A 24,174-nucleotide genomic window follows, 5' to 3' on the forward strand; every position below is an offset into this window, starting at 1 on the left:
GGAGAGGATCGGGGAATGAGAAGAAAACAGGAGGGAGGGCTCGAGGGTAAGAAGCCAGGTCACAGGACCCGGAGAACCGAATCTCCTGGTCCGGGGAATGGCAACCCGATCGGAGAGCCGGATCGACCGGCAGAGTATCGGGTTCTTCCCTGCCGGTGTTGAGAGCTTCTCCGGATCTTGCCTTCTCCTTCCCTCCCCTCTTCGCTTCTCCAACCCCCTTCTCGCCCTTCGTTCATATCTCTCCTTTCCCTCTCCTTTTTGCCTGTTTCAGCTCTCTTTCCTCCCCCTCTCCAGAACTGTCCCCTCTCTTCAACCTCTCGCTCCGTGCTGGTTTCCTCCGGCAGTCCTCCTCGTTCTCTCTCCTCTCGCGCCGTCCCGGCACTCTCCCTTCTCGCTTCCCCCTTCCTCCTCCCGTCCCTGCTCTTCTGTCCCCCTCTCTTGCTCCCTTCCCCTCCGCCCTCCTCTCCTGCCCCTTCTCTTCCGCTCTTCCTCCTCCTGCCCCTTCTCTTCCGCCTTCCTCTCCTGCCCCCTTTTCTCTTCCGTTCTTCCTCCTCCTGCCCCTGCTCTTTCGCCCTCCTCTCCTGACCCCTCCTCGCTCCGCCCCTCCCTCTCCCCAACCCCGTGAGGGATCATTACATTTCCACACGAAACAAAGGGGTCAGGGTTTTCTCCCCTCCTGCCGGGGGATACAAAGAAGTAAAATACGCAGTACAGGGGTACTGGGAGATTCCATGGAGAGCAATCATCTTAAACCCCTAATCGTGACCGGTGCCGTCATTACGGTCTCATCGAGCCGGAAAGCCGAGACCGATACCAGCGGGAAGACGCTCATCGACCTTCTCTCCGAGGCCGGGATCGGGGTGACCCATTACGCCGTCATCCCCGACGATATCGAGCGGATCCGGTCCGAGGTCCACCTCGCGCTTTCGCGTGCAACCTGCATCATCATCACCGGGGGCACCGGGCTCACCCCCGACGACGTGACGATCGAGGCGGTCGCGCCGCTGCTCGAGAAGACGATCGACGGGTTCGGGGAGCTCTTCCGGCTGAAAAGTTACGAGGAGATCGGGACCGCCGCGATCCTCTCGCGGGCGATTGCGGGGGTCATCGGCGGCAGGGTGGTCTTCTGCACGCCGGGTTCGACGAAGGCGGTCACCCTCGCCGCACGGGAGATCATCATCCCCGAGGTCCGGCACATCCTGACCCACGCCGGGGCAGGTCGGTGACAGCAGATCGTTTCACTTGCGAAGGATGATCACCTCATGCGAAGACTGGCTCGGTTGTGAGTAGCCCGTCTTCGCACCTGACGGTGCTCAAGCTCGCTTTGCTCGCCCTTCACACCTGCGGTGTTCGACTCCACTCCTGACGGAACGTCGTCCTTCGAAACCCTCTGGGTTTCTCATGCTCCGAACGTCCCGTCCATCGCACTTCGCACCTGACGGTGCTCAAGCTCGCTCTGCTCGCCCTTCACACCTGCGGTGTTCGAACTCCGGCCCTTCGGGCCATCACACTTCGCGGCTTCGCGCTCTTCGCGTGAGGCCATATCATCACTCATAAACAGTTAGCTCACGCGAAGCCGCGAAGCCGCGAAGGACGCGAAGTCTGGAAATGGCTATGTAACTCCCCCCGCATCCGGGTGCCCGAACGACGCCCCTATAGAGCATCGTCCCCCTAACTCATGCGAAAGGTATCCGGAGTCTGCCAGTTCAGTTACCGGTAGACGTCGAGGAGCGCCACCCGTTCGAGGACCAGGTCGCGGAACCGCTCCTCCCCGACCACGGCAATCTCTCTTTCCGTGATCGAAAATAAGGCCGCGAGGCGTTCCCGCTTCGCGGGGTCGATCGCCTCCCAGTCCTCCTCGACGAAGGTCACAAGACCGGCAAGCCGCTCGCGGACGCCCGGCGCCGGCGGGCAGACAGCGAGATACGAGCGGTTCTCTCCCGGGTGGACCCCGAAGGACGAGCCCACCTGGCACTGCCTTGTCCCCCCGGCGTAGAGGAGGGTCTCCATCTCGAACGAGTTCGCTATCGGCTCCCCGCCTTCCCAGGACCGCCGGGCATGCCGGAGCGCCGCCTCCACGTGTTTTCGCCCCGCGAGGCGGTCGGCGTCGAGGAGGATGATGTGCGTCCCCGTCGCATCGGCGATCTTCCGGATCTCCTTGAGAAAACGGATATTGTCGTCGACGGTGAAGACCGCCTGGTAGATCTCGCATGCTATTTCTGTCATCTCTTTTCCTGCCATTTTACTCACCCGAACCGGGAGAGGGTCGACTGCTCCTCGGCGACCTCTCCCACCTCCTCGCGCGTCCCCTCAACCTGCTCGAAGATCCGGGCGGCGATCCCCTGGCCGAGGATCTTTCCGACCTTCTCGGGGCCGGCGGCGCGGAGCGCCTCCACCGAGTCGATACCGTTGTTGAAGAGCCGGCGGGCCCGGACCCGGCCGATCCCCCTGATCCTGATGAGAGGCAGGAGCTCCTTCTTGATGCCGTGTTTCGCGCGGAGTTCCATCTCCTCGATCGGCCGCACCAGGTGCGGGGCAAAGAGCCCCGCGAGGTGCCGGGCCCCGTGGACCAGCCACGCGACGCTCTCCACCATCCCGTAGACGTCGCCCGGACCGACACTGTAGCGCTCGCAGATCGCGTCCTCGCCGATCTCATCGGCCCAGTCGGCTAGGAGGAGCGCGGTCTTGAGGCTCCGGTCGAACCCCTCGCCCGCGTCCCAGGGGATCTCCGTCCAGAGTTCGTCGCGGTGGTCGGCGAGGAACCGGTCGAGGAGGTACATGTCGTCTCTCCGCACGAAGAGCGTCGGCATATCGGGCGTCGAGCAGAGGAGGTGGAGGAGCCCGATCTCCGTATACTCCTTTCGGCCGAGCCCGATCATCGCCTTCACGATCACCTCGGCGCTCCGGGGGTCGATGTAGAGCCTTGAAACGAGCGACCCATACTCCGTCGGCTCGAGCCACTCCCCCACCTCGGTGATCATCTCCGCTTCGCGCAGGAACTCAAGCGCCCGCTGGACCGCGCGTTTGAGCGCGAGGGGGCTCTCGCCCTGGTGGGCGTAGAACGTCCCGTCCATGAACCCGAGCACCTCGTCCCGCTCGCGGGCGAACCCCGTCGCGATGAGGGAGAGGATGTGGGTGCAGAGGACCGCTTCGTCCGCGCACCGGCTCCGGACGTCTTCCGCCGCCGCCTCGATGTAGCAGGCGAAGAGCTCGTCGACCATCTCCTCGGACTTTGCGATCATGACCGCCTCGCCGTAGGGGTCGAGATGCGGCCGCCCGGCCCGCCCGGCCATCTGCCGGTACTCGCGGACCGGGATCGGGACCATCCCCTCCCCGGCGTTGAACCGGAGGTAGTCGCGGACGATCACCCGCCGGGCCGGGAGGTTTAAGCCCGCCGCGAGCGTCGGGGTGGAGGCGATCACCTTGATATGCCCCTCCCGGAACCCCGCTTCGACGATCTGCCGCTCCTCCCGCGCGAGCCCCGCGTGGTGGAACGCCGCGCCCTGCGCGACGCAGGCGGCGAGCATCCGGCCCATCTCGGTCGCGGCGTTCGAGCGGAGTTTGTCGGCATAACCGGCGAGGACGGGGTTTGCAAGTTTCAGGCCCGAGGCCGCGCGCTTCGCGAACGCCTCGGCGTTCTTCCGTGAGCTGACGAAGACCAGGCACTGGCCCCCTTCCGCCACCGTGTCGAGGACGAGGTCCAGGTCCTCGTACTTGCTCCGGCGCTCGACCTGGCGGTCGTGGTCGGCAAACCGGATGCAGTCCTGCAAGAAGACTCCCTCCCGCAGGTCGACCGGCCGCCAGTCGCTCTCGACGAGTTCGGCGTCCAGCCACCCGGCGAGGTCCTGTGGGTTCCCAATGGTCGCCGAGAGGGCGATGAGCTGGATCTCGGGATTCTTGTGGCGGAGCTTCGCGATCACCATCTCGAGCGTCGCCCCCCGCGAGGGGTCGTCGATCAGGTGGACCTCGTCGAGGACCAGCAGGCTGATCTCGGAGAGCCACGGCGTCCGGTTCCGGAGGAGCGAGTCGACCTTCTCGCTCGTCGCGACGATGATGTCGTTCCTCCCCAGGTAGTCGTCCCGCCGGTCGAAGTCGCCGGTGGCGATCCCGACCCGGAGGCCTTTGCCCGAGAACTCCTCGAACTTCTCGCTCGCGAGCGCCCGCAGGGGGACGATGTAGAGGCACTTGCCTCCCCGTTTCACCTGGTGGTGCATCGCCATCTCGGCGACAAGCGTCTTGCCGCTCGCGGTCGGGATGGCGATGAGGAGGTTCTTCCCCGAGAAAAGCCCTGCTTCGACGCAGGCCGCCTGCGGCGGGTAGAGTTCCGTGATCCCGCGGCGAGCATAGCCGGCCGCGAGATCGGGCGGGATCGGGAGGCCGGCTATCTCCATATATACCCCTTCATTTCCAGTGCAACCTGTATAGAATGTGTGTCATCGTGGCCGGGGACGGGGGCCCCGCCCCCCGGCCGCATCAGGAGTAGTACTCCAGCATCGCCTGTTTGGCTTCCTTCTTCTTCCGGTCGAGGAAGGCGTAGACATGCTCGTGGGGCACACCCTGGATCAGCATCTCGACCGCCTTCCGCGCGGTCTCCACCTGATCGGGGAGGCCGATGATCGCGACGGTCTTGCCCTGAACCGAGATCTCCGTGGTGGTCATATCCTCGATCTGGGCGCGGGACGTTCCCGCTTTGCCGATGATCCGGCCCCGGAGCCGTTCGAGCTGCCGGGTCGTGCCCGAGAGGTCGGCGAGGTCGAGGATGTCGAGCATCATGTCCTCGTCCTCGAGGAGCTGGAACGCGCGCTCCGGCGAGAACCCGCGGTTGATCGCGGAGACGACGTTCGTCGCCGTCATGACGGCCACGGGGTCCTCCGCCTCGATCGCCACCATCCCCTCCTCGCTGTCGATCCGGAGGGTTATGCCGGTCTTCTCTTCGATCTCGCGTTTGGTAGACCCGCTCTTGCCGATGATCACGCCTATCCTGGCTGTTGAAACTTTTATCTCCTGTCTGGTCATGATAGCACCCTTTTTCCGGTCTTCAGGGCTCCCGGCGCCCGGTGCCGGTGATCGCACGGAGGACTTCTTCCTCGTCCGGCACATCGCAGTAGCGGGAGAAATATCGATTCAGGTTCTTCACGTCCCGGATCAGAAACGCGGGCGCCCGCGGGTGATCCAGGGTGACCGCCTGTCCCATATCGATCAGGTATGGTTTCTCGTGGTAGAGGATATTGTATTCGGAGAGGTCGGCATGGACCAGGCGCGCCTCCTGGTAGAGCCGCTTGATGTAATCGAGGATCGTGCCGTACACCGCCCCGTAATCCTCGACCGCGGCGTTCCGGAGCTGCGGGTAGGGCACCTCGTCCTCGCCGAGGAATGTCATTAAGAGGATGTTCCGGTCGAACGCGAGAGGTTCGGGGACCGGAATCCCCACCTCGTGCGCCCGGGCGAGGTTGCTGTACTCCTTCTTCGTCCAGGCGAAGATGAGTGCCTTGCGCGTGCCCCGGACGCTTGAGAACCGGCGGTCTCCTGCCAGGTACTCGTTCATCGCCTTGAAGTTCGCCGTCTGGATCCGGTAGATCTTGATGGCGAGCCCCAGCCCGTCGCGCTCGCCGTAGAAGACGTTCGCCTCTTTCCCGGTGCTGATCGGGCCGCCGATGGCCGAGATCAGCTTCTTGTGGACGAGCTTGTAGAGGGCCATCAGGGTGACCTCGTCAAAGACATCGTCCCGTACCTTCACCGCGTCGGCGTCCTTGATCCTGACGCCCATCGCTTCGATCTCGCGATCGAACTGCTCGTACTCATCGTTGCGGCCCACGGCCGGATCACCTGCTAAAGACGTAGTCGTGTACGGGGGCGAGGATATCGATGAGGTGGACGGCGGCCGCGTTCTTCAGGTCCAGGGGGTGGATCTCGCCCGCCGCGTAAGCCCGCTCGAGGTCCTCGTAGGCGTTAAACTCCCGGTCCCCGCCGAACTTCTCGGGCCGCCGGATGACGACCGTCCCGGCCCGGGGGAAGACATGATACCGGAGGATCTGGAGCACCGGGTTGTTCTCGACCTCCGGCGGGCAGAAGGCCTTCTTCATCTTCTGTCTGATATCCTCCTCGGAGTCGGCGACCGATATGACGTTGCCCGCCGACGACGACATCTTCTTCCCGTCGAGGCCGTTGATGATCGGCGTGTGGATACAGACCGGCGCCGGATACCCGATCGAGGGGAGGTGTTCCCGCGCCAGCATGTGAATCTTTCGCTGGTCGATCCCGCCGACGGCGGCGTCCACGCCGAGGGTCATGATATCGACCATCTGCATGATGGGATAGACCATCTGCGAGACCGTGGGGTTGTCCATCTGGCGCCCGACCTCGTCCATGCTCCTCTTGGCCCGGTTGAGGGTGATCGCCTGGGAGAGCGTGAGGACCGAGAGCTCGTACTCCGGCGTGAGCTGCACGTCAGAACCGAGGACGTACTTCGCGCCGCGGAGGCCGAGCCCCTCGAAACAGCGCTGGTTATACTCGGCGGTCTCCCGGATCTCTTCCATCGTGCCTTTGCGGTTCAAGAACGCGTGGAGGTCGGCGATGAGCACGGTCACCTCGAACCCCGCCTGCTGCAGGTCCATCAGCTTGTTCACCGTCACCATGTGGCCGAGGTGGATCTCCCCGCTCGGCTCGTAGCCGGTGTAGACCCGCCTGACCGGACGGTCGATGAGCGCGCGCAGTTCCTCGTCGGTGACGACCTCGACGGTATTCCGGGTCGCCAGTTCGTACGGATCCATTGAAAAGAGTGGGTCTGCCGGGGAGTTAATCCTTCTTCCTCCCCGGCTCCCGCCGTTCATCCGATGGCGACGAAGCCGAGCGCTTCGTTGGTCATCCGGATGGACTCTTTCGGATCCTTCACCGTCCCCATCAGGGCGCGGATGCAGTCGACGTTCTCGGGGACGACGTCGGCCTCCTGGTGGATGGCCTGGAAGCAGTAGAACTCTTTCCCGTCGAGGACCGAGACCGACTCCTCAAAGACCCCGTTCTCCCAGAGGTCCGTCCGCGGCCTGCCGAGGTCCTGGGTGTACTCCCGGAGTTCGGCGTTGCTCTTGATCCCGGTGGCCTTGCGGACGAGCCCGATCCGGCTGTGGTTCTCAAAGACCTTCAGCACCTCCTCGCGGGTGGTCTCCTTCTTCAGGTCCATCTGGATCACGTGCATGTGCATGAAGGTGGTGGGGACGATCATCGCGAGGGTGACGATGTTGATCTGCGGGAGGACGGTGTTGACGTCGGGGCCGTGGTGGCTCGGGATCGTGGCCGGGTTGAGGACGATCGCGTCCACCGGTCCCCTCTTGACGTCGCTGGGGTCCGCCGCCCGCCGGACCATCACCGCACGGACCCGCCCGACGCCGAAGGCCTGGTCCATGGCGTGGATGATCCGGATGAGCCCGGTGCTGTTGCACGAGACGACCCTGGCGAACTGGTGCCCTTCAGCCTCCTTGTAGTTCGCGTGGGCGTTGAAGGAGAAACCGGCGACCTCGTGCCCCTCGCCGCCCTGGAAGATTGCCTTTTTTCCAAGGCGCTCATAGAGCGGCCGGTTCTTCTCGCCGACGCCGCCGGGGGTGGCGTCCACGACGATATCGGCGACCTTGAGCATCGCCTCGACGTCGCCCGCGACCTCGATCCCGGCCTTCTCGAACGCAGGTTTCTTCCCGAGGTCCGCGATGTAGAGGGGATACCCGCGTTGTTTTGCGATGTACGCTTCAGCGGAGACGCTCGTCTTCGAGACCCCGATGACTTCCATGTCGGGTTGTGCGGCGACCGCATCGGCTACCCGTTTGCCGATGGTGCCGAACCCGTTGATCGCGACTTTGATCATGCATGTTGGAATACAGAACAAAAATTAATAAAGGTTGCTGGTTTGCAAATCCGACCCTCATTAGGGGATCATATCGAAAAAGAGGCTCCATGGTATGCCTCAATAACCATCAGGGCCGGTAAATCGAAAATTTCCGACCTCAAGGTATAAACCGGGCGATTTCATGCAGGCTATACGGCCGGGCAGGAGGGCTTTTCCCGACCGCCCCCTTCTCGTCCTCTCCCGCCGGCCGGGAGGCAGCGCGGCAGGATTTATAACCGGCCGGCACCATCTGGATATCATCCATGGAGTCGCAGCCCATCCTTGCAACCGGTCGCCTGCTCCTGCGGCCGTTCACCCTCGCGGACGCACCTGAGGTGCAGCGGCTCGCCGGAGACTACGCCGTCTCCGCGACCACCCTCCTCCCCTATCCCTACCCGGACGGCCTTGCGGAGGTCTGGATCGCGTCCCTCCGCGAGGGCGCCGAGCGTGGCGATGCGGCGGCATTCGCCGTCACGCTTGCCCGGGGGGGAGACCTCATCGGCGGCGTCCGCCTCCAGATCGACGCCGAGCATTCCCGGGGGGAGCTCGGGTTCTGGATCGCGCAGGCCTGCTGGGGGCGGGGGTATGCCACCGAGGCGGTCGGGGCGGTGATCGGCTACGGGTTCTCCGCCCTCGGCCTGCACCGGGTCCATGCCATCCACTTCTCCCGGAACCCGGCGTCGGGCCGGGTGATGGAGAAGTGCGGGATGGTGCATGAAGGCCGGCTTCGCCAGCACGTCAGGAAATGGGGCGTCTATGAGGATGTCGACCTCTGGGGGATCGTCAGCCCCATCAGGGCAGAGATTCCCCACCCGCTGCGAAGCATGCCCGTATGACCGGACAGCCCGTTCTCCTGACCGATCGCCTGCTCCTGCGGCCGTTCGTCCTTGCGGACGCCCCCGGGGTGCAGCGGCTCGCCGGCGATTACAGGGTTGCATCGTGCTCGCTTGCGATACCCTACCCCTATCCCGACGGAGTGGCGGAGGCCTGGATCGCCACGCATAAGCCGGGGTTTGAGAAAGGGATGCACGCTGTCTACGCCGTCACCCATTCCGGGGACGGTGCTCTCGTGGGCGCGGCCGGGCTCGTGGAGGTCAACCGCCGCCACGGGCGGGCGGAGCTCGGCTACTGGGTGGGGAGGCCCTACTGGGGCCGGGGCTACGCCACGGAGGCCGCCCGGGCGGTGATCGAGTACGGGTTCTCCGTAATCGGCCTGCACCGCATCTACGCCACGCACTTCTCCTGGAACACTGCGTCGGGAAGGGTGATGGAGAAGTGCGGGATGGTGCACGAGGCCCATCTCCGGGAGCATGTCCTGAGAGAGGGCGTCTTTGAGGACCTCGATCTCCGGGGGATCCTCGATAACGAGTGGCGGGAGCGGTCTTCGGCCTCGGCGATACGGGAGTGCCGGGTCTGTTGAACCGGCCGGTTCAACCTCGGAACTCCTCCCGTGCGGGGATTATATCACCTCCCCTGCCGACGAAGTAATGGGGAATGTGGATGGGGTTCGCCCCCCACTCTGTTATCGCTCCTCTCGCCGAAGGCGTCCCCCCGTGCTTCGACCTCCACCGGACAGATAGCAGGGCAGCTGCCTCTGCGGTCTCGCGGACCTAGCGTTCGACAAAGACGGCGTAACCCCGGTGCCCGCCCTCGCTGGCGGTCGGGAGAACGAGAACCTCCTTGCCCAGCCTCTGCGCCTCCCGTGCGTAGGAGGTTGCGGCCTGCCGGGTCTCGTAGAGCCGCTCGGCGTAATACTCCCCGTCGTCGATGACCCGTCGCTGCCGTATTCTTACCCATTCGGCGTTTGCGCGTCGTTCCATGCCCTTATGGTTGTAGCTCGCGGAGGATAGTTGTTGCGCAGCCGCGGGCAGGCCCCGCCGTCACCCGCAAAGCATTTCTTCTTGCGGCGCTCTTTCTGGTGCTGGTGCCTACCCTTGACCTCCAAAATAATCCCTTCGACCGGCCTGGAATCGAAAGATCCGCGGTTTTCCGCCCTCCTTTCGATCGTCTTCGCAGGGCTCGGCCAGGTGTATAACGGGCAGTTCGCCCGCGGACTCGTCATCCTCGCCGGGACTCTTGTCGGGGCTCTCGGCTTTGCTCCTGCCGGGGCGGCTATATGGCTCTACGGCACGTACGACGCATACGCCACCGCCCGACGGATGAACGAGGGAGCGATCCCGTACCATGAGAGCAGCATCCCGTCCGTCCTCCTCTTCGCCCTCGTCTGGCTGTTCATCCTCCTTCTCCTGCCCGCCGCTCCCGAAGCGGTATCCGGCGTCGCGGCAGGGCTGTCGTGGCGGTGACCGCCCTCACTGCGGGGCCGCCTTCCGCTCCGTCCAGTAAGCTTCCGCCTCCTCCTCCATCTTATCGAGCCGGTCGTAGTAGTCGGGGAACTCGTTCAAGTGCGCAAGCGCGATCTTTGCGGTCAGGAAGAGATCGTCGTCGGTGACGTTTGTTGCCGGGTCGTGGAGGCCGTGCTCGAGCTCCACGACCATGCCGCGCCGGAATTGTTCGACGTCGAAATCCTGCCAGGTGATGCCGAGCTGCTCGCCCATCGCCTTTGCTTCGTCGCGGGTCACTTCTCTACGTGTCATGCAGTCTCCCTCGGAGGAGGGGTGGGGCCCCGGGGTTATGAGCCTGTCGGCGTCGTGGCGGGGACAGGCCGAAATATCCTTCCCCCGCTAAAGAGCAGTATGTCAAGGATCATGGCGGAATCGGTAGTACTTCCCGGGGCCGGTACCCCGGCGAGGCGGGAGAAGAGCCCGGTGTTTGCGGCGGGGCTCTCCCTCCTCTTTCCGGGCCTGGGGCAGGTCAGCAACGGCGAGACGCTGAAGGGCCTCTTCGTGCTCGTTCTCGCGCTCGCGGGGCTTCTCGTGATGCTCATTCCCGGTGTTGCCGTCTGGCTCTACGGGATCTACGATGCCTGGGCAACGGCCCGGCGGATGAACGCAGGGACCGTCCCGTTCCGGGAGGCGGGTCTTGCGACGATCGCCCTCTTCATGATCGCCTGGACGGCCGGGGTGCTCGTCTTCCTCACGCTCCTTGGGCTTGCGGCAGTCGCGGCCTTCGTCACGACGGTGTAGGGCGGACTTTTCCCTGAAAACGAAGCCCGCTCTTTCCGGCAGCTATCCAACTTCGCAAAGCCTATCCGGAAGAACCGGCGGCTCCACCTCGCCCGGGCGGCACCTTTATCCCCTCCCGCTCCTCTGGTGGCCGGAGGACGATGGCGCAGATGGACCGGAGGCGAACGTATCTGCTCTTCCTACTTCCGGTGCTGCTGCTCACCTCTGCCGTGTCCGGTGCCGGCATCTCCGACCCGGCAGGGGATTTCCCGGACCCCGATATCACCGGCCTCTCCTGTGAGGTCCGTGAGAGCGTCCTCTACGTCCGGATGGACCTTGCCCGGGAGCCCGCGGGGGACTACGGCGGGGTGGTCTTCGTCGATGCCGACCGGGACCCTGCGACGGGCTACCGGGAGGGGACCGGCGCGGACTACGTCTACGCCTTCTCCGTCATGCCGATCATCTATACCGAACCTATCATCTCCACGACCGTAAATGACGACCCGGTGAGCGGGAACACCCTCTCGGTGAGTGGAAACAGGATCGATGTCGCGGTGCCCCTCGGCAGCCTCGGAGGCAGTACCGACCCGGACCTCTTTGCAGTCGTCTATGCCGGGACCGGGCCGGGTTTTGCCTTCGACCGGGCCCCGGATTACGGGGTCATGAACGCCGAAAGCGGCGAGGTCCGCGTCCCCTACGGGGGTGAACCGACGAGCAGCAGGTTCCGGGACCCGGCAGGAGAGACCCCCTCCGGGGACGTAACAGATCTTGAGATGAACGTCCACGACGGCGTGCTCGATATCCTGGTGACCTACGCGGCCGCTGTCGGGAGCGACGGGAGTTCCCTCGGGGGAGACCTGACAGGCTGGATCCTCCTCGATACGGACCAGAACCTGGCCACGGGGTTCATGAACGCCGGGGAGGCGCCGCCGTCGTTCGGGGTCGACTATCGCCTGGTCTACACCGCCGGGACCCTGCTCGGGACAGGCGCGAGCCTGGAGAAGGCCGGCCCGGGCCTCCTCGAAGGAGGGGATGCGGAGACGACGGGGGTTCCCCTCGGCCTTCCCTACAACGATGCCATGTTTCTGGTTGCCGGCAATCAGACCTTCCTCCGGATTCCGCTTGCGCTGCTCGGCCCCGACGACGGGCGGGCGAGCATCGTCCTCGACTCATTCCCGCTCGATACGATGGGCACTCCCGGAGGACCGGATCAGGTCCCGGATACGGGGGCGATCGACTCCGCGACCGGTGCGGTCCTGCCTCTTCTGGCATACACCGGGCAGCCGGTCCTCGTCTCCGACCCTGCAGGCGACTCCGCCGGGTTCGGCTACGACGGGGACGAGATCGCTTCGGTCGAGGCCGGGTATGCGGGGAGCACCCTGCTCGTGAAGGTCACCTACGCAAGCCTTGAGCCGGACGACGGTGCCGTGACCACGGTCTTCCTCGACACCGACCAGGCCGCGGACGGTCTCTTTGAGTCGGCGCTCGTCTACTCCCTCTACAACGGGAGGCTCGACGCCATGTTCGTGGGGGATACCGGCGGGGTCTTCGGCGCGAGGGGTGTGCGGCACCTCGTCACCGTGCAGGGGAAGAGCATGTATGCGAGCGTCCCCCCGGAGGTCTTGAACGACGACGGGAGCCTGAACTTCTACGTCGAGACCGCCCTCGTGCCGAGCAGGGCGGGTATCCCCCTCACCGACCAGCTCAGGGAGTGGGTAGCCTCCGGGTACGAGACCCGGTTCGGGGTGGGCCAGGTCCATATCAGCCCCGACAAGTTCAACAGGACGGTCTACGACCGGGCTCCGGATGCAGGGTTCATATCGGTCGAGCCGTAACCCCGGCCGATACGGTCATCCCCCGCAACCCTTATCCCTCACAACTCCACTACCCCCGTCCATGCAACGCCAGGCGGTCGCGTCCACCAACATCAGGTCTGTCGGCTACGACGAGGAAGACGAGATCCTGGAGGTCGAGTTCCACAGCGGCGGCGTCTACCACTACGTGGGGGTGCCGGCCTCCGTCTACGAGGGGCTGCTCACCGCCCGGTCGAAGGGCCGGTACTTCGGGGACTTCATCCGGCTGCGCTACCCCTACGAGAAGGTCCGGTGATCGGTACGGCAGCACCCTGCCGCAACCGCTATCATCCTCCCCGACTACACCGGGCCGCATGTCTCAGCAGCCAGCCGGGCATGACGGCACGCGATCGATCGGCTACGATCCGACGACGAAGGCGCTCCTCGTCATCTGCACGACCGGGAACGCCTACCGCTACGCCGGTGTCCCAAAAGAGGTCTATGACCGCCTCCTCGCCGCCCCGTCGCGGGAGGAGTTCGTACGCGAGTCGGTCCAGGGCAGGTATCCGCGGGAGAAGTACCCCTGCATGGCGGTCGGGGAGGAGATCTGAGCCGGGAGCCCCCTTCCCCCCGTGACCTGCCCGGACCTGCCGGGCGTAGGTTTATGCCCGCGCTCCGCGTACTTCGAGATAACGTCAGAGAGATATGACCATGACGACCGTGATTGCCGTCGACCTCGGCGCGACCAACCTTCGCGCCGCCCTGGTAGGCTCCGATGCGACCATACCGGCCCACGTCGCCGTCCCGACCCCGACCGCGGGGTCCGGCGGGGCGGTGATCACCGCCGAGATCATCGCCCGGATCGAGGCTCTCCTCGCCTCACCGGAGGGAAAGGACGTCGCGGCGATCGGCGTCGCGTCGGCCGGCCCCCTGGACCTCGGCCGCGGGTGGGTCACGAACTCCCCCAACATCGCCTTCCCGGTCGTGGAGATCACCGGCCCGCTTGCCGGGCGGTTCGATCTCCCGGTCGCCCTGATCAACGACGCCCGGGCCGGCGTCCTCGGCGAGCGCTGGGCGGGCGCCGCCCGCGGCTCCGATAACGTCGTCTATATCACCCTCTCGACCGGGCTCGGCGGCGGTGCGGTGGTGAACGGCCGCCTCCTTCTCGGGGCGGACGGGAACGCCGGGGAGATCGGCCACATCCCCGTCGAGACCTGCTACAACCTCACCTGCGGGTGCGGCTATAAGGGCCACTGGGAGGCCTACGCCTCGGGGAAGAACGTCCCCGGGTTCTTCGCCGCCTGGCGGGAGGCTACGGGCGCCGGGAGCGTCGCATTCGACGCCTCTTCGACCCGGGCGATCTTTGCGGCGGCGCGAGAGGAGGATCCGGTCGCCCTCGCCTTCATGGAGGCGCTCGGGCAGGTGAACGCCCGGGGGGTCTCGGCGGTCGTCGTCGCCTACAACCCCGATGTGATCGTGCTCGACGGGCCGATCGCCCGCTACCACGGGGACCTCGTGATCCGGCATATGGAGCCCTATATCGACCGCTACCTCGCCCTCCCGCGGATCGTCGTCTCCAGTCTCGCCGGACAGGCGCCGCTCCTGGGCGCGGCGGCATATGCGCTGGAAGGGCGGTGAGAGGGGCATGATCGAGATCTATCCGAACCTCTATGTCGGGACGCAGGAGGACTACGAGGTCACGGTGGAGACCCACGAGACCTGGTGCGTGGTACATGCCTGCCGGAGCCCCTACCACTGCCTGGCCGTCACCTACTCCCCCGTCGGGACGGTGCCGGAAGACCACCCCGAACGCCTGGTCGCCCGGCGGGGGAACCGGCTGATGCTCAACTTGGTCGACTCGAGGAATCCCGCCGACGTCCCGAAGGAGGCTATCGACGCCGCCCTCTCCTTCATCGGCCGTTGCCTCGCGGCAGGCCGGCCGGTGCTGGTCCACTGCGGCTTCGGGGTCTCGCGGTCGGCGTCGATCGGGCTCCTCTACCTTGCGGCCTACACCGACGTTCTGCCGACGGAGAGCCTCGCCGCCGCGGAGGAGGCCTACCGCCGGATATACCCGCCATACAGGCCCGGTCGGGGGTTCCGGGGCTTTATGGAGGCGCACTGGGAGGAGTATACGAAGAAGCGGGTGGCTGCGTGACCGCAGAGCCGCTCGGCGCGGCAAAGTTTGAGGTCCGGCGGTCGCGGTTCCACGCGCACCTCTACCGGGTGGCAGGGCCGGGGGATCTCGCACCGGTCCTCGCCGGCCACCGGGAGGCCTACCCGAAGGCCGCCCACCACTGCGCCGCTCTCCGGTGCGGCTCGATCGAGGAGTTCAAGAACGACGGCGAGGTCGGCCGGCCGGGGAGGGTGCTCCTCGACCTCCTCCGGAAGCATGCCCTCGACGGCCACGTGCTGGTCGTATCGAGGATCTTCGGCGGGGTGCTCCTCGGGCCGGGAAACGTCGGTCGCGCGTTCCGCGACGCCGGGGAAGCGGCGATCCGCGAGGCGGGGGTCACCCGGTGACGGAGGTCCGCCTGCCGGCGGGAAGGACCGCCGCGACGGGAGCGAACGCGGCGGCCCGTGCGAAAACCGCCCGGACCGCCGTCGTCGGCACCGTGTAGCGCTCCCCGGTTAAGAGCGTGAACGTGAGCGCCGCCCCGGACCGGGAGAGTTCCCCGCTCCCGGCCGCACCGTCGAGGACCGGGCCCCGGTCCTGGCGGAGCCATTCTATCCGGGCAGGGCGCAGGCCGTCGAGCGCCTGCCGGAGTTCCCATGCCCTGACCCCGAACCGCCCGGCCGTCAAGCATAACCTCGAGGGTCCGGCAGGATCTTCCCTTCTCGTCGATCGCGGCGCATCTGCACCTCTGGATGTATCCCGCCCTTCGCAGCATGCCCCCGGGTCTTCCTGCAGGGGTCTAAAAGCCGCGCCGTGCGGGGGGTGAAAGTGTAGGGTTCTCTCTGCTGTGCCCTGTCGACTCATGCGGAGCGGCGAAACTTGTGAAGGAGGCTTCCTTTGAGTGTGCTTGAGGCCGTGTCACTGTCCCTATACTTTACCTCACGCGAAGCCGCGAAGCCGCGAAGAGAAGGGATGTATGTACCCAAACTTCGCGTTTTTCGCGGCTTCGCGTGAGATCCGATTCCTACCCGGAAGTTCCGGTAATTGTCAGTAACCCGGCATCTCCCATGCCCGCCACTTTCTCCGCCCGCGGACGATAAGGAGTCCTGCCGTCGGGACGAGGAGGAGGCTCGCGAAGGCGTATGCCGGGTCGATGAGCGAGGCGAAGATCAGGCCGAGGAGGACCGGGCTTATCGCGAGGACGTAGCGGAGGAAGACCCCGGCGGCATAGAGCATGACGTTCGGGTGGAGGCCGGTGAGGTAGACCGTCACCGCGAGGGTGTAGGCGGAGACCGAGAGGAACGCGGCGAAGGCCGGGAGGAGGGTCCCCTCCCCGCCGGTCGTCGCCGCCGCGAGCACGAGCACCGCGGCCGGGAGGAGGTTTGCGAGGGCGTAACTCTTCAGTTTCCCGTCGATGACCTCCGAGACCTCCACCGGCAGGACGGCGTAAGCCGTGAAGGAGTCGAACTCGGTCAGCCAGTTGTAGATGGTGGCCGAGAGGACGCCGAGCAGGACCGCGAAGACGACGAGCGGGTCGATCCCCGGGATGAACCGGATCAGGATCCGGAGGCAGACCCAGACGAGGCCGAGCGGGAGGAGGAACGAGAAGATCACCTTTCCGGCGCCGCCCTCGCTCCGCAGGAGGTCGAGGGCGTCTTTCGCGATGAAGTGCCCGCTGCCGACGGTGCGGAGCCTCTCTGCGAGGGGGTCGAGGCGGTTTTCGAACCGTCTCGTCCGGTCGGGGTAGTCGACAGTGACGAGAAGGACCGAGGCGGCGGCCGGGACCAGGATGAGGAGGAGCGAGAGTACGAGCGGGGACGGTCCCGGGGCGAGGAGGAAGGCATACGGGGGGAAGACGGGGATGGTCCCGAGGGCATACACCGCGACCCCGCAGGCCGCGAGGACCGCGATCGCTCCCGCGAGGAGCCGGACGGAGCGGGCGTAGAGCGTCGAGAGGAGGCAGACGATCGAGAGCCCGATGAGGAAGGCGAGCGCGAGCGAGACGAGCGCAAGAATGCCGAGAGCCGGGTCGAGGGAGATGAACGGGGTCGCCGCGGTGAACCCCGCCGCGAAGGGGAGGACGTAGAGGAGGACGTAGTAGACGGTATCTTTTACCAGGAACGTCGCAAAGATCCGCCGCTCCGAGATCGGGAGGCTCCTTGAAGCGTAGGCGAGGAGGCTTGCCTGGCCGAACCGGCGGTTCATGAACTCCCGGCCCATCGTCCCGAACGACCCCACCATCACGCCCGCGAGCAGGAAGAGGGCGAGCGCGAGGGGGGCCATCGCGGCATACGGGAGCGTGTCGGAGAAGATCGGGAGGGTGAGCGAGCCCGCGAAGGCGAAGAACGCGACGACCACCGGAAAGAGCGCAAAGCCGGCGCTCCCGAAGATCGTCGAGTGGATCCGCCACTCCTCCTTCATCATTGCCCAGAAGAGGTCAGGCACCGGCATCGCCCCGCACCAGGTCGAGGAAGGAACGCTCGAGGCTCTCGCCGGACCCTGCAAGGTCCCCGGTCCGGCCGCAGTAGAGGAGCCTGCCGTTGTGGAGGACCGCTACCCGGTCGCAGATCTCGGCGGCGATCTCGAGGATGTGGGTCGAGATGAAGACGGTCCCGCCGTCACGGACGTAATCCTCCAGGAAGTCCTTGACCGTCCGCTGCACGATGGGGTCCAGGTTGATCAGCGGCTCGTCGATGAGCGCGAGCCGGGGCTCGTGGAGGAACGACTGCGCAAACATCAGTTTCTGCCGGGTGCCCCGCGAGAGGTCCTTGCAGAGGACGCCTCGTTTCTCCCGGAAGTCCAGGAGGTCGAACCAGCGGTCGCACCGCTCCTCGATCCGGTCGAGGTTCCGGATCCGGGCCACGAAGTGGAGATACTCCTCGGCGGTCAGGAAACTCGGCGGCGACTCCTGTTCAGGGATGATCCCGACGAGACCCCTGACGCCGATGGGATCTCTCGCCGGGTCGAGCCCCATCACCCTTGCCGATCCTGCGGTCGGGGGAATCTGCCCGGTCAACATCCGGATCATCGTCGTCTTCCCCGACCCGTTCGGGCCGAGCAGGCCGAAGAGTTCTCCTTTTCCAACGGAGAACGATACCCCGTTCACCGCCGCAACATTGCCGTAGTTCTTCGTGAGGCCGTCCGCCTCGATCATCTTCTGCACGCCGGTCACGCTCCTCCGCGTTCTTCGTGAATGAACATCGGCAGCAGGTCCGTATAATATTTTTCTATTTATCACTCCTCTCTTCCCGTGATTTCCGTCAAAAAGGGCTCTCAGGTCTCCTCTATTACGGGCTGCAGCCTCGTTTCATCCCGGCCGGCATCCCGCCCGCGCCCGGCTGCCGCCCGGCCACGGCTCCCTGCGGGATTCCCTCCGGTGCAGAGCCGGCCCCGGAGCACATGGATAGGTATAACCGCTCGGGCCGGCTACCGGGATTCATGGATGAACAGGAACGGCATGCCCATGCGAGGAGACAGGTTGAGGAGATCCGCGGGTTCTATACGCACTTTGCCATCTACGTTGTCGTCAACCTCCTTCTCTTTACGATCAACATGGTGACCAGCCCCGGCGGGCTCTGGTTCTACTGGGTGACCATCTTCTGGGGGGTAGGCGTGATCTTCCACGCGCTCAGCGTCTTCGTCGGCGGCCGGGTCTTCGGCAGGGAATGGGAGGAGCGAAAGATCCGGGAGATCATGGAGCGGGAAGAGCGGCGATAGTTTGGTTTCTGAGCGGCCGTGAGGTGACAGAAGCACTTATCAGGTGTGACCGGTAATGCCCGTCACGATGATGACGGAGATACCCTACGACCGGTTCGCTCACGTCCCGGAGCGGATCTCCGGGCTGGTCGACCTTGCGTACAACCTCTGGTGGAGCTGGCACTCCTCGGCAAGCGTTCTCTTCAAGATGTTGAACCGGGCGGAGTGGAAGATGAGCGGCCACAACCCGGTCAGAATGCTTCTCGATACTCCGCCGCGGTTCTTCGAGCGGGCAGCGACGAACCCGGAGTACCTCCGCCGCTACGACATCATCATGTACCGGTTCCGGCAGTATATGGAGCCGAAGACGAGCTGGTTTTCGCAGTACTACCCCGGCCGCGTGCCGCTGACGATCGCCTACCTCTCAAGCGAGTTCGGGCTCCACCACTCGCTCCCGTTCTACGCGGGGGGGCTCGGCATCCTCGCGGGGGACCATGTCAAGGCGTCGAGCGACCTCGGCGTGCCGCTGGTCGCCGTCGGGTTCATGTATGCCGAGGGTTACCTGCACCAGCACATCGAAGCGAACGGCTGGCAGAAGAACATCGCAGAGGTCCTGGACCGCGACGCCGCGCCGGTTCTCCGGGTGCTCGACGATAGCGGCCGGCAGCTCGTGATCCGTGTCCCTCTGATCGAGCCCGCCATCTACGTCGCCGTCTGGAAAGTGCAGGTGGGGCGTGTCCCCCTCTACCTCCTCGATACCCACATCGACGAGAACGAGCCCGAGAACCGGAACATCTCCCACCGCCTCTACTTGAAGGAGATCGAGTGCCGCCTCCGGCAGGAGGTGGTCCTCGGCATCGGCGGGCGGAAGGTCCTCCATACCCTTGGCATCGAGTACTCGGCGATGCACTTGAACGAGGGCCATTCGGCGTTCGCCCTCCTCGAGCGGCTCCGCGAACGACTCGATGCCGGGATGCCCCCCGGAGATGCGCGGGAACAGGTCCGGGGGACCTCGGTCTTCACCACCCACACCCCTGTGCCGGCCGCCCACGACGTCTTCCCTGAGGAACTGATGGCGAAGTACTTCCGCACCTACTGCTCGTCGCTCGGTCTGACCTGGGACGAGTTCATGGCGCTCGGAGAGGACCCTCACAGCCCGGGCGCCGGGTTCAACATGACCGCCTTCGCCCTCCGTATGAGCCGCTTCCACAACGGCGTCTCGCAGAAACACGGCGAGGTCGCCCGCGAGATGTGGCAGCCCCTCTGGCCCGATCTGCCCGTCGAGAAGATCCCGATCGACGCCATCACGAACGGAGTCCACATGCCCTCATGGCTGAACCACCGGATCGAAGCGCTCTTTGACCGGTACATGGACTCGGTCTACCCGAACTGGCGGGAGGAGTACGATAACCCGGCGCTCTGGGAGGTGGTCGACGAGATCCCGGACGAAGAGCTCTGGCGCGAGCACCAGTGGCTGAAGATGAAACTCTTCGCCCGGCTCCGGGATCGGAAACGGATGAAGTGGGCGGGGCACCGGGAGGAGCCCGCGAACCTGGCCGCCGAAGGGCTCATGCTCGACACCTCGGCGCTGACGATCGGGTTTGCCAGGCGGTTTGCCGAGTACAAGCGGGCCGACCTCATCTTCGAGGACCTGGACCGCCTCGACCGGATCGTGAACAACCGCTGGAGGCCGGTGCAGTTCATCTTCGCCGGGAAGGCCCACCCTGCCGACGAGCGGGGCAAACAGATCCTGCAGGAGATCTACCAGTACTCCCAGGACCCCCGGTTCGGAGGCCGGATCGCGTTCATCGAGGATTACGGCGAGCAGCTTGCACGCTACATGGTCCACGGCGTCGACGTCTGGATGAACACTCCCGTCCCGCTCATGGAGGCGAGCGGGACGAGCGGCATGAAGGCGGGGATGAACGGGGTGCCGAACCTCTCGGTCCTGGATGGCTGGTGGGTCGAGGGCTACAACGGCAGAAACGGCTGGGGCTTCGAGGGCCGCCCCCCCTACTCGGGAGAGGGGCAGCCTGACGCAGGGACGCTCTACGACCTGATCGAGAACGAGCTCGCCCCGCTCTACTACTCGCGGACGATAGATGATACCCCGCACAAGTGGGTCCGGATCATGAAAGAGTCGATCAAGAGCATCGCCCCGCAGTATTGCGCGGTCCGGATGCTCAAAGAGTATGTCACGCACTACTATCCCTCGGTCTGCATGTACGCGGCCGGCCCGGCGAAGCGGGCGGCCGGAATCGAGGGGGTCTGCATCCCCCGCTGACGGCTCCGGCAGGTTGATGCGACGGCGGGGACAACCTGCTCCCATATGGCATCCTGCCCGGCAACGGTCCGGCGTGAAGCGAGAGGGGGCTACCCGGTGCCCCGGGAAGGGAACCCGGACGCATGACGAGCGGCCTGTTTGCCCGGGGGGCGCTGCTCGCCGCGGTGGTTGCGACGATGCTCGGTTCAGCCCTCGTCGTCGCGCCGCCGGCGACGCCGGGCGCCGTCCTCCTCCTTCTCGCCGTCGGCGTCGTCGCCGGGGTCTTCGGGGGGCTGATCGGGGTCGGGGGGTCGACGATCATGCTCCCCGTCATGTACTTCTACCTCGGATTTCCGGAGCCCGTCGCTATCGGGACCGGGCTCTTTGTGGTCGTCTTCACCTCGCTCTCCGGCGCCGTCGGCCACCTTGCGCGGGGGAATCTCGACGGCCGGGTGGCAGCCCGGATCGCCACGGGCGGCCTTCTCGGTGTCCTCATCGGCTCCTGGCTCTTCTCCTTCATCGTCGACCATACCCGCGTCCTCGACCTGATCCTCGGCCTGATCTTCCTCGCCCCGTCGATAGGGATGATCCGGGACGGGCTCCGGTCCGGCACCCGGCCGGAGCCTGAGCGTGTCGGGGGAACCGCTCCCGGCCACGCCCTCTTCGGGGCCACCGTCGGGGTCCTGACCGGGATCACCGGGCTTGGGGGCGGTTACGCCCTCGTCCCGGGGCTGCTCTACCTCTTCGGCGCCCCGGTCTCTGTCACGATGGGGACGTCGCTAGCGTCCATGATCCCGATGGCGGTCGTCGGGGGCGGGATCAAACTCGCGGAAGGGTATGTCGCCGTCGGGGCGGGGCTGATCCTCGCTGCCGGGTCGATCGCCGGCGCCCAGGCGGGGGCCGCGTCGATCGGAAGGTTCCGGCCGGCGACCCTGAAACTGGTCTTCGGCCTCTACTTCCTCTACGCGGCGATCCGCTTTATCGCGGGGTTCCTCGGTATCGGGGTGCCCTGAACCGTATCTCCGGAATGGTTGCCGGGGAGGCGGACGGGCCTCCGGGACCGGCAGTGACGGAAAGCCCGGTTGCCGTCAAGGTTTTTAGCCGGCGGCCGCCCATATCCTAGTACCGATACGCGGTGGGGCCCCGGAGATGGAGTGGAAGGATATTGTCAGCGTTCTCGCGGGCGGGATCGTGATCCTGCTCGTCGCTCTCGTAGTGAAACCCGCGCTCCTCCCGGCATCGGGCGGCCCCTCTCTCGCCGGGGCGGCACCGCCCGTGTATCACCCGCCCATCCCGGCCCCGGCCGCGACGCCGTTCCCGGAAGGCGCTCCGGTCTACACCCGGACCTTCCGCTGGACGTCGATCGACGGCGGGGTCCATACAACGGAGGTCCGGGTCCCGGAGGCGCTCTTCCTCGAGCGCCGGGCGACCCCCCGGTTTGCCGACCCGCTCGCCTGGGGGCGATACGCCCTCGCGGATGCCGATCGGCCGGTCCTCGACGACCTCGCCCGCCGGATCGCACCCCCGACCGCCAACCCGGAAGAGGAGTACTTCCGGCTGATGAACCTGATCTTCTTCGTCCAGCAGATACCGTACGCGCCCGACAACAGCACCGACTCCTATACCGAAGGCGTCCTCCCCCGGTATGCCCGGCATGTGGGAAAGAGTGTTGAGTACACCAGATACCCCGTCGAGACGCTCGTCGACGGGAAGGGAGACAGCGAGGATGCGGCTATCCTGATGGCTGGGCTCCTCGACGCTCTCAGCTACGATACGGTGCTGCTCCGGTACCCGGACCACATGGCGCTCGGTATCCGGATGGAGGGGTTCAACCCCTATTACGCGAAGTACACGCCGAAATACTTCACGTACGAGGGGAAGCACTACTACTACGTCGAGGGGACGAACTACACCTCGGTCTCCACGGGAAATTCGACGTTCTGGGCCAGGCCTGCCCCGATCGGTGATACCCGGGCCGGGCCGGTCGAGAGCGTGAGGTCGGGGACGCCGGAGATCATTCCCCTGCGCTACCTCCTCATGCCCGCCGAATACCGTATCCACCCGGTCCGGCTGCCGGGGAGAGGGGCGTGAGTGCCGTGGACCTGAAGGCTCCGAAACTCCCGAAACTTCCGAAAATCACCGTCAGCCGGCGGCAGGCGCTCATCGCCGTCGGGGCGGCGGTTGCCCTGATAGCCGTCGTTTTCATCGGGTGGAACCTGTATCTCGACCACACCAAGGAGCAGCGGGTTGCGGCGTTCGGCAGCCATATGGCAGCCTCGGAGGCAGACCTCCACCGGCTCCACGAGGCGGTCTCGACGCACATGCGCTCTTCCCCTGACCACCTCTCGATCGGTGAGACTGACGCGTATATGCGGCAGTTTGGAGCCCTCGCGGAGTACGGGAGGGGGGTCACGGCCTATCACCGGCAGGTGATCGCTGCCGATGTGGTCCCGATGAGTTATGCCGGAGCGCAGGCGGCCTACATCCGGGCGCTCGAGAGCCTGAACCGGGCGTTCTCCCTCTGGTCCTCGGCCGCGGCCGCCTACGACGCAAAGGCCTACGCCGCGGCAAAGGATAATCTCAAAGAGGCGGACGGTGCGTGGAAGGAGTATCTGGCCGCGGTAGAAGAGTACGAGCGGGAACTCCGGGCTGCAGAGAGCGGGGAGGAGATCTCTCCCGCCTAGACGAGATACTTCTCCGGGACCTTGACGGTGATGGTGAGCGACTTCAGCGACTCAGAACGGATGATGAAGTAATAGTCGCCGTAGCCTTCCCGGATGGTGAATGTCTCCTCCTTTCGTGCAGAGCCGCTCTCTGTAGAGTTATCTTTTGTCGAGACGTTTCCGGGGCGTGCCAGATCGGAACGGGAGTACTGGATCTCCCTGACAATCTTGTTGGGGTCGCTCTTTTCGTAGATCTCCATTGCTAACCAGGAGTAGTCGTTCATCGGCGTCACGCTCACGTTGACGGCCCAGTAGGGGTACGGGATACGATAGACCTCGGTGGCAAGAACACGGGGAGGCCGGTCGATGGTTGCCGTTGCGTAGTCCACCATCCTCTCGGAGACCCGGAGGTCGTTAGGCTGCTTTGTCATCGTGATCGTGGGTGTCGGGGTCGGGATCTGGTAGGTCCGCGGGTCGACGAACGCCACCTTCCTCACTTCGAGGGTCGTATTCTCGCGGGGGGGTGCGGCGGGGGTGGGGGCCGGAAGACCCCCCAGCAACGTCTGCGCCAGCGTCAGCAGCTGCGGCGGGGCGGGGGAATCGGACTGGAGATCTGCAACCGTATCGGGCGCCGTGCAGCCTCCGGCCACGACGGCGACCGCAAGGAGGATAAGGAGCGGGATGTGGCGCCCTTGCATACTGATCTCTTGT

General features: G+C 65.5%; 30 protein-coding genes. 16 read left to right on the forward strand and 14 right to left on the reverse strand.

Annotated features, from left to right (window positions below; all coding sequences use genetic code 11):
* Nucleotides 1–59: 59 nt before the first annotated feature.
* Entirely contained in the window at nt 60–617 is a 558-nt protein-coding gene (locus F8E02_RS03470) for a hypothetical protein (protein WP_317064067.1), read from the reverse strand.
* Between the two features lie 114 nt (nt 618–731).
* Between F8E02_RS03470 and F8E02_RS03475 the strand changes: the two genes are divergently transcribed.
* Nucleotides 732–1,226, forward strand: a complete 495-nt coding sequence (locus F8E02_RS03475; RefSeq protein WP_317064068.1) for a MogA/MoaB family molybdenum cofactor biosynthesis protein — start codon at nt 732–734, stop codon at nt 1,224–1,226.
* 173 nt (nt 1,227–1,399) lie between these two features.
* Here F8E02_RS03475 and F8E02_RS03480 read toward each other — a convergent pair whose 3' ends face one another.
* The 7 genes from F8E02_RS03480 to F8E02_RS03510 form a co-directional block, all read right to left on the reverse strand.
* Complete coding sequence (locus tag F8E02_RS03480) at nt 1,400–1,555, reverse strand: hypothetical protein (protein WP_317064069.1); 156 nt, start codon at nt 1,553–1,555, stop codon at nt 1,400–1,402.
* Between the two features lie 155 nt (nt 1,556–1,710).
* Nucleotides 1,711–2,226, reverse strand: coding sequence for a KEOPS complex subunit Cgi121 (gene cgi121, locus F8E02_RS03485; RefSeq protein ID WP_317064070.1), 516 nt, complete (start codon nt 2,224–2,226; stop codon nt 1,711–1,713).
* Between the two features lie 20 nt (nt 2,227–2,246).
* Nucleotides 2,247–4,391 (reverse strand): ATP-dependent DNA helicase, encoded by a 2,145-nt coding sequence (locus F8E02_RS03490; RefSeq protein ID WP_317064071.1) that lies wholly within the window; start codon nt 4,389–4,391, stop codon nt 2,247–2,249.
* A gap of 82 nt (nt 4,392–4,473) precedes the next feature.
* Entirely contained in the window at nt 4,474–5,016 is a 543-nt protein-coding gene (locus F8E02_RS03495; RefSeq protein ID WP_317064072.1) for a KH domain-containing protein, read from the reverse strand.
* Nucleotides 5,017–5,038: 22 nt separating this feature from the next.
* Nucleotides 5,039–5,815, reverse strand: a complete 777-nt coding sequence (locus F8E02_RS03500) for a serine protein kinase RIO (RefSeq protein WP_317064073.1) — start codon at nt 5,813–5,815, stop codon at nt 5,039–5,041.
* 7 nt (nt 5,816–5,822) lie between these two features.
* Nucleotides 5,823–6,770 (reverse strand): tyrosine--tRNA ligase, encoded by a 948-nt coding sequence (locus tag F8E02_RS03505; protein ID WP_317064074.1) that lies wholly within the window; start codon nt 6,768–6,770, stop codon nt 5,823–5,825.
* A gap of 56 nt (nt 6,771–6,826) precedes the next feature.
* Complete coding sequence (locus F8E02_RS03510) at nt 6,827–7,852, reverse strand: type II glyceraldehyde-3-phosphate dehydrogenase (RefSeq protein WP_317064075.1); 1,026 nt, start codon at nt 7,850–7,852, stop codon at nt 6,827–6,829.
* 284 nt (nt 7,853–8,136) lie between these two features.
* Between F8E02_RS03510 and F8E02_RS03515 the strand changes: the two genes are divergently transcribed.
* Both F8E02_RS03515 and F8E02_RS03520 read left to right on the forward strand, forming a co-directional pair.
* Nucleotides 8,137–8,709, forward strand: coding sequence for a GNAT family N-acetyltransferase (locus F8E02_RS03515; RefSeq protein WP_317064076.1), 573 nt, complete (start codon nt 8,137–8,139; stop codon nt 8,707–8,709).
* Nucleotides 8,706–9,293, forward strand: coding sequence for a GNAT family N-acetyltransferase (locus tag F8E02_RS03520; RefSeq protein WP_317064077.1), 588 nt, complete (start codon nt 8,706–8,708; stop codon nt 9,291–9,293). The genes F8E02_RS03515 and F8E02_RS03520 overlap by 4 nt, the downstream gene beginning before the upstream one ends.
* A 190-nt stretch (nt 9,294–9,483) precedes the next feature.
* Here the strand turns inward: F8E02_RS03520 and F8E02_RS03525 are convergent, their stop codons facing one another.
* Nucleotides 9,484–9,693, reverse strand: coding sequence for a hypothetical protein (locus tag F8E02_RS03525; protein ID WP_317064078.1), 210 nt, complete (start codon nt 9,691–9,693; stop codon nt 9,484–9,486).
* Nucleotides 9,694–9,807: 114 nt separating this feature from the next.
* Here F8E02_RS03525 and F8E02_RS03530 point away from each other — a divergent pair, with 114 nt between their 5' ends.
* A complete protein-coding gene (locus tag F8E02_RS03530; RefSeq protein ID WP_317064080.1) occupies nt 9,808–10,176 on the forward strand; it encodes a hypothetical protein in 369 nt (122 codons plus the stop codon).
* Between the two features lie 6 nt (nt 10,177–10,182).
* Here F8E02_RS03530 and F8E02_RS03535 read toward each other — a convergent pair whose 3' ends face one another.
* Complete coding sequence (locus F8E02_RS03535; RefSeq protein WP_317064081.1) at nt 10,183–10,467, reverse strand: DUF5661 family protein; 285 nt, start codon at nt 10,465–10,467, stop codon at nt 10,183–10,185.
* 111 nt (nt 10,468–10,578) lie between these two features.
* Here F8E02_RS03535 and F8E02_RS03540 point away from each other — a divergent pair, with 111 nt between their 5' ends.
* From F8E02_RS03540 to F8E02_RS03570, 7 genes are all read left to right on the forward strand, one after another.
* Nucleotides 10,579–10,956 (forward strand): hypothetical protein, encoded by a 378-nt coding sequence (locus tag F8E02_RS03540; protein ID WP_317064082.1) that lies wholly within the window; start codon nt 10,579–10,581, stop codon nt 10,954–10,956.
* 140 nt (nt 10,957–11,096) lie between these two features.
* Entirely contained in the window at nt 11,097–12,770 is a 1,674-nt protein-coding gene (locus tag F8E02_RS03545; protein ID WP_317064083.1) for a hypothetical protein, read from the forward strand.
* Nucleotides 12,771–12,831: 61 nt separating this feature from the next.
* Nucleotides 12,832–13,044 (forward strand): KTSC domain-containing protein, encoded by a 213-nt coding sequence (locus F8E02_RS03550; RefSeq protein ID WP_317064084.1) that lies wholly within the window; start codon nt 12,832–12,834, stop codon nt 13,042–13,044.
* 58 nt (nt 13,045–13,102) lie between these two features.
* Nucleotides 13,103–13,339, forward strand: coding sequence for a KTSC domain-containing protein (locus tag F8E02_RS03555; RefSeq protein WP_317064085.1), 237 nt, complete (start codon nt 13,103–13,105; stop codon nt 13,337–13,339).
* A 100-nt stretch (nt 13,340–13,439) separates the two neighbouring features.
* A complete protein-coding gene (locus F8E02_RS03560) occupies nt 13,440–14,366 on the forward strand; it encodes an ROK family protein (RefSeq protein ID WP_317064086.1) in 927 nt (308 codons plus the stop codon).
* Between the two features lie 7 nt (nt 14,367–14,373).
* Nucleotides 14,374–14,883 (forward strand): dual specificity protein phosphatase family protein, encoded by a 510-nt coding sequence (locus F8E02_RS03565; protein WP_317064087.1) that lies wholly within the window; start codon nt 14,374–14,376, stop codon nt 14,881–14,883.
* On the forward strand, nt 14,880–15,248 hold the full coding sequence (locus F8E02_RS03570) for a YigZ family protein (RefSeq protein ID WP_317064088.1): 369 nt from the start codon (nt 14,880–14,882) through the stop codon (nt 15,246–15,248). The genes F8E02_RS03565 and F8E02_RS03570 overlap by 4 nt, the downstream gene beginning before the upstream one ends.
* On the opposite strand, the gene F8E02_RS03575 is transcribed toward F8E02_RS03570, so the two are convergent.
* From F8E02_RS03575 to F8E02_RS03585, 3 genes are all read right to left on the reverse strand, one after another.
* Complete coding sequence (locus F8E02_RS03575) at nt 15,238–15,528, reverse strand: hypothetical protein (protein WP_317064089.1); 291 nt, start codon at nt 15,526–15,528, stop codon at nt 15,238–15,240. The two genes, F8E02_RS03570 and F8E02_RS03575, sit on opposite strands and share 11 nt — an antisense overlap.
* Before the next feature lie 360 nt (nt 15,529–15,888).
* Entirely contained in the window at nt 15,889–17,292 is a 1,404-nt protein-coding gene (locus tag F8E02_RS03580) for a hypothetical protein (RefSeq protein ID WP_317064090.1), read from the reverse strand.
* On the reverse strand, nt 17,279–18,004 hold the full coding sequence (locus tag F8E02_RS03585) for an ABC transporter ATP-binding protein (protein WP_394357922.1): 726 nt from the start codon (nt 18,002–18,004) through the stop codon (nt 17,279–17,281). The genes F8E02_RS03580 and F8E02_RS03585 overlap by 14 nt, the downstream gene beginning before the upstream one ends.
* 275 nt (nt 18,005–18,279) lie before the next feature.
* Here F8E02_RS03585 and F8E02_RS03590 point away from each other — a divergent pair, with 275 nt between their 5' ends.
* From F8E02_RS03590 to F8E02_RS03610, 5 genes are all read left to right on the forward strand, one after another.
* Nucleotides 18,280–18,558: a 2TM domain-containing protein gene (locus F8E02_RS03590; RefSeq protein ID WP_317064091.1), complete on the forward strand. Its 279-nt coding sequence runs from the start codon at nt 18,280–18,282 to the stop codon at nt 18,556–18,558.
* A gap of 55 nt (nt 18,559–18,613) precedes the next feature.
* On the forward strand, nt 18,614–20,821 hold the full coding sequence (gene glgP, locus F8E02_RS03595) for an alpha-glucan family phosphorylase (RefSeq protein ID WP_317064093.1): 2,208 nt from the start codon (nt 18,614–18,616) through the stop codon (nt 20,819–20,821).
* Between the two features lie 122 nt (nt 20,822–20,943).
* Nucleotides 20,944–21,813, forward strand: coding sequence for a sulfite exporter TauE/SafE family protein (locus tag F8E02_RS03600; RefSeq protein WP_317064095.1), 870 nt, complete (start codon nt 20,944–20,946; stop codon nt 21,811–21,813).
* 136 nt (nt 21,814–21,949) lie between these two features.
* Nucleotides 21,950–22,891: a hypothetical protein gene (locus tag F8E02_RS03605; RefSeq protein ID WP_317064096.1), complete on the forward strand. Its 942-nt coding sequence runs from the start codon at nt 21,950–21,952 to the stop codon at nt 22,889–22,891.
* On the forward strand, nt 22,888–23,484 hold the full coding sequence (locus F8E02_RS03610; RefSeq protein WP_317064097.1) for a hypothetical protein: 597 nt from the start codon (nt 22,888–22,890) through the stop codon (nt 23,482–23,484). Before F8E02_RS03605 ends, F8E02_RS03610 begins: the two co-directional genes overlap by 4 nt.
* Here the strand turns inward: F8E02_RS03610 and F8E02_RS03615 are convergent.
* Nucleotides 23,481–24,161: a hypothetical protein gene (locus F8E02_RS03615; protein WP_317064098.1), complete on the reverse strand. Its 681-nt coding sequence runs from the start codon at nt 24,159–24,161 to the stop codon at nt 23,481–23,483. The two genes, F8E02_RS03610 and F8E02_RS03615, sit on opposite strands and share 4 nt — an antisense overlap.
* Between the last annotated feature and the right edge of the window lie 13 nt (nt 24,162–24,174).

The sequence above is a fragment of the Methanoculleus caldifontis genome, assembly GCF_032842345.1.
In the GTDB taxonomy this organism is placed as follows: Archaea; Halobacteriota; Methanomicrobia; order Methanomicrobiales; family Methanoculleaceae; genus Methanoculleus; species Methanoculleus caldifontis.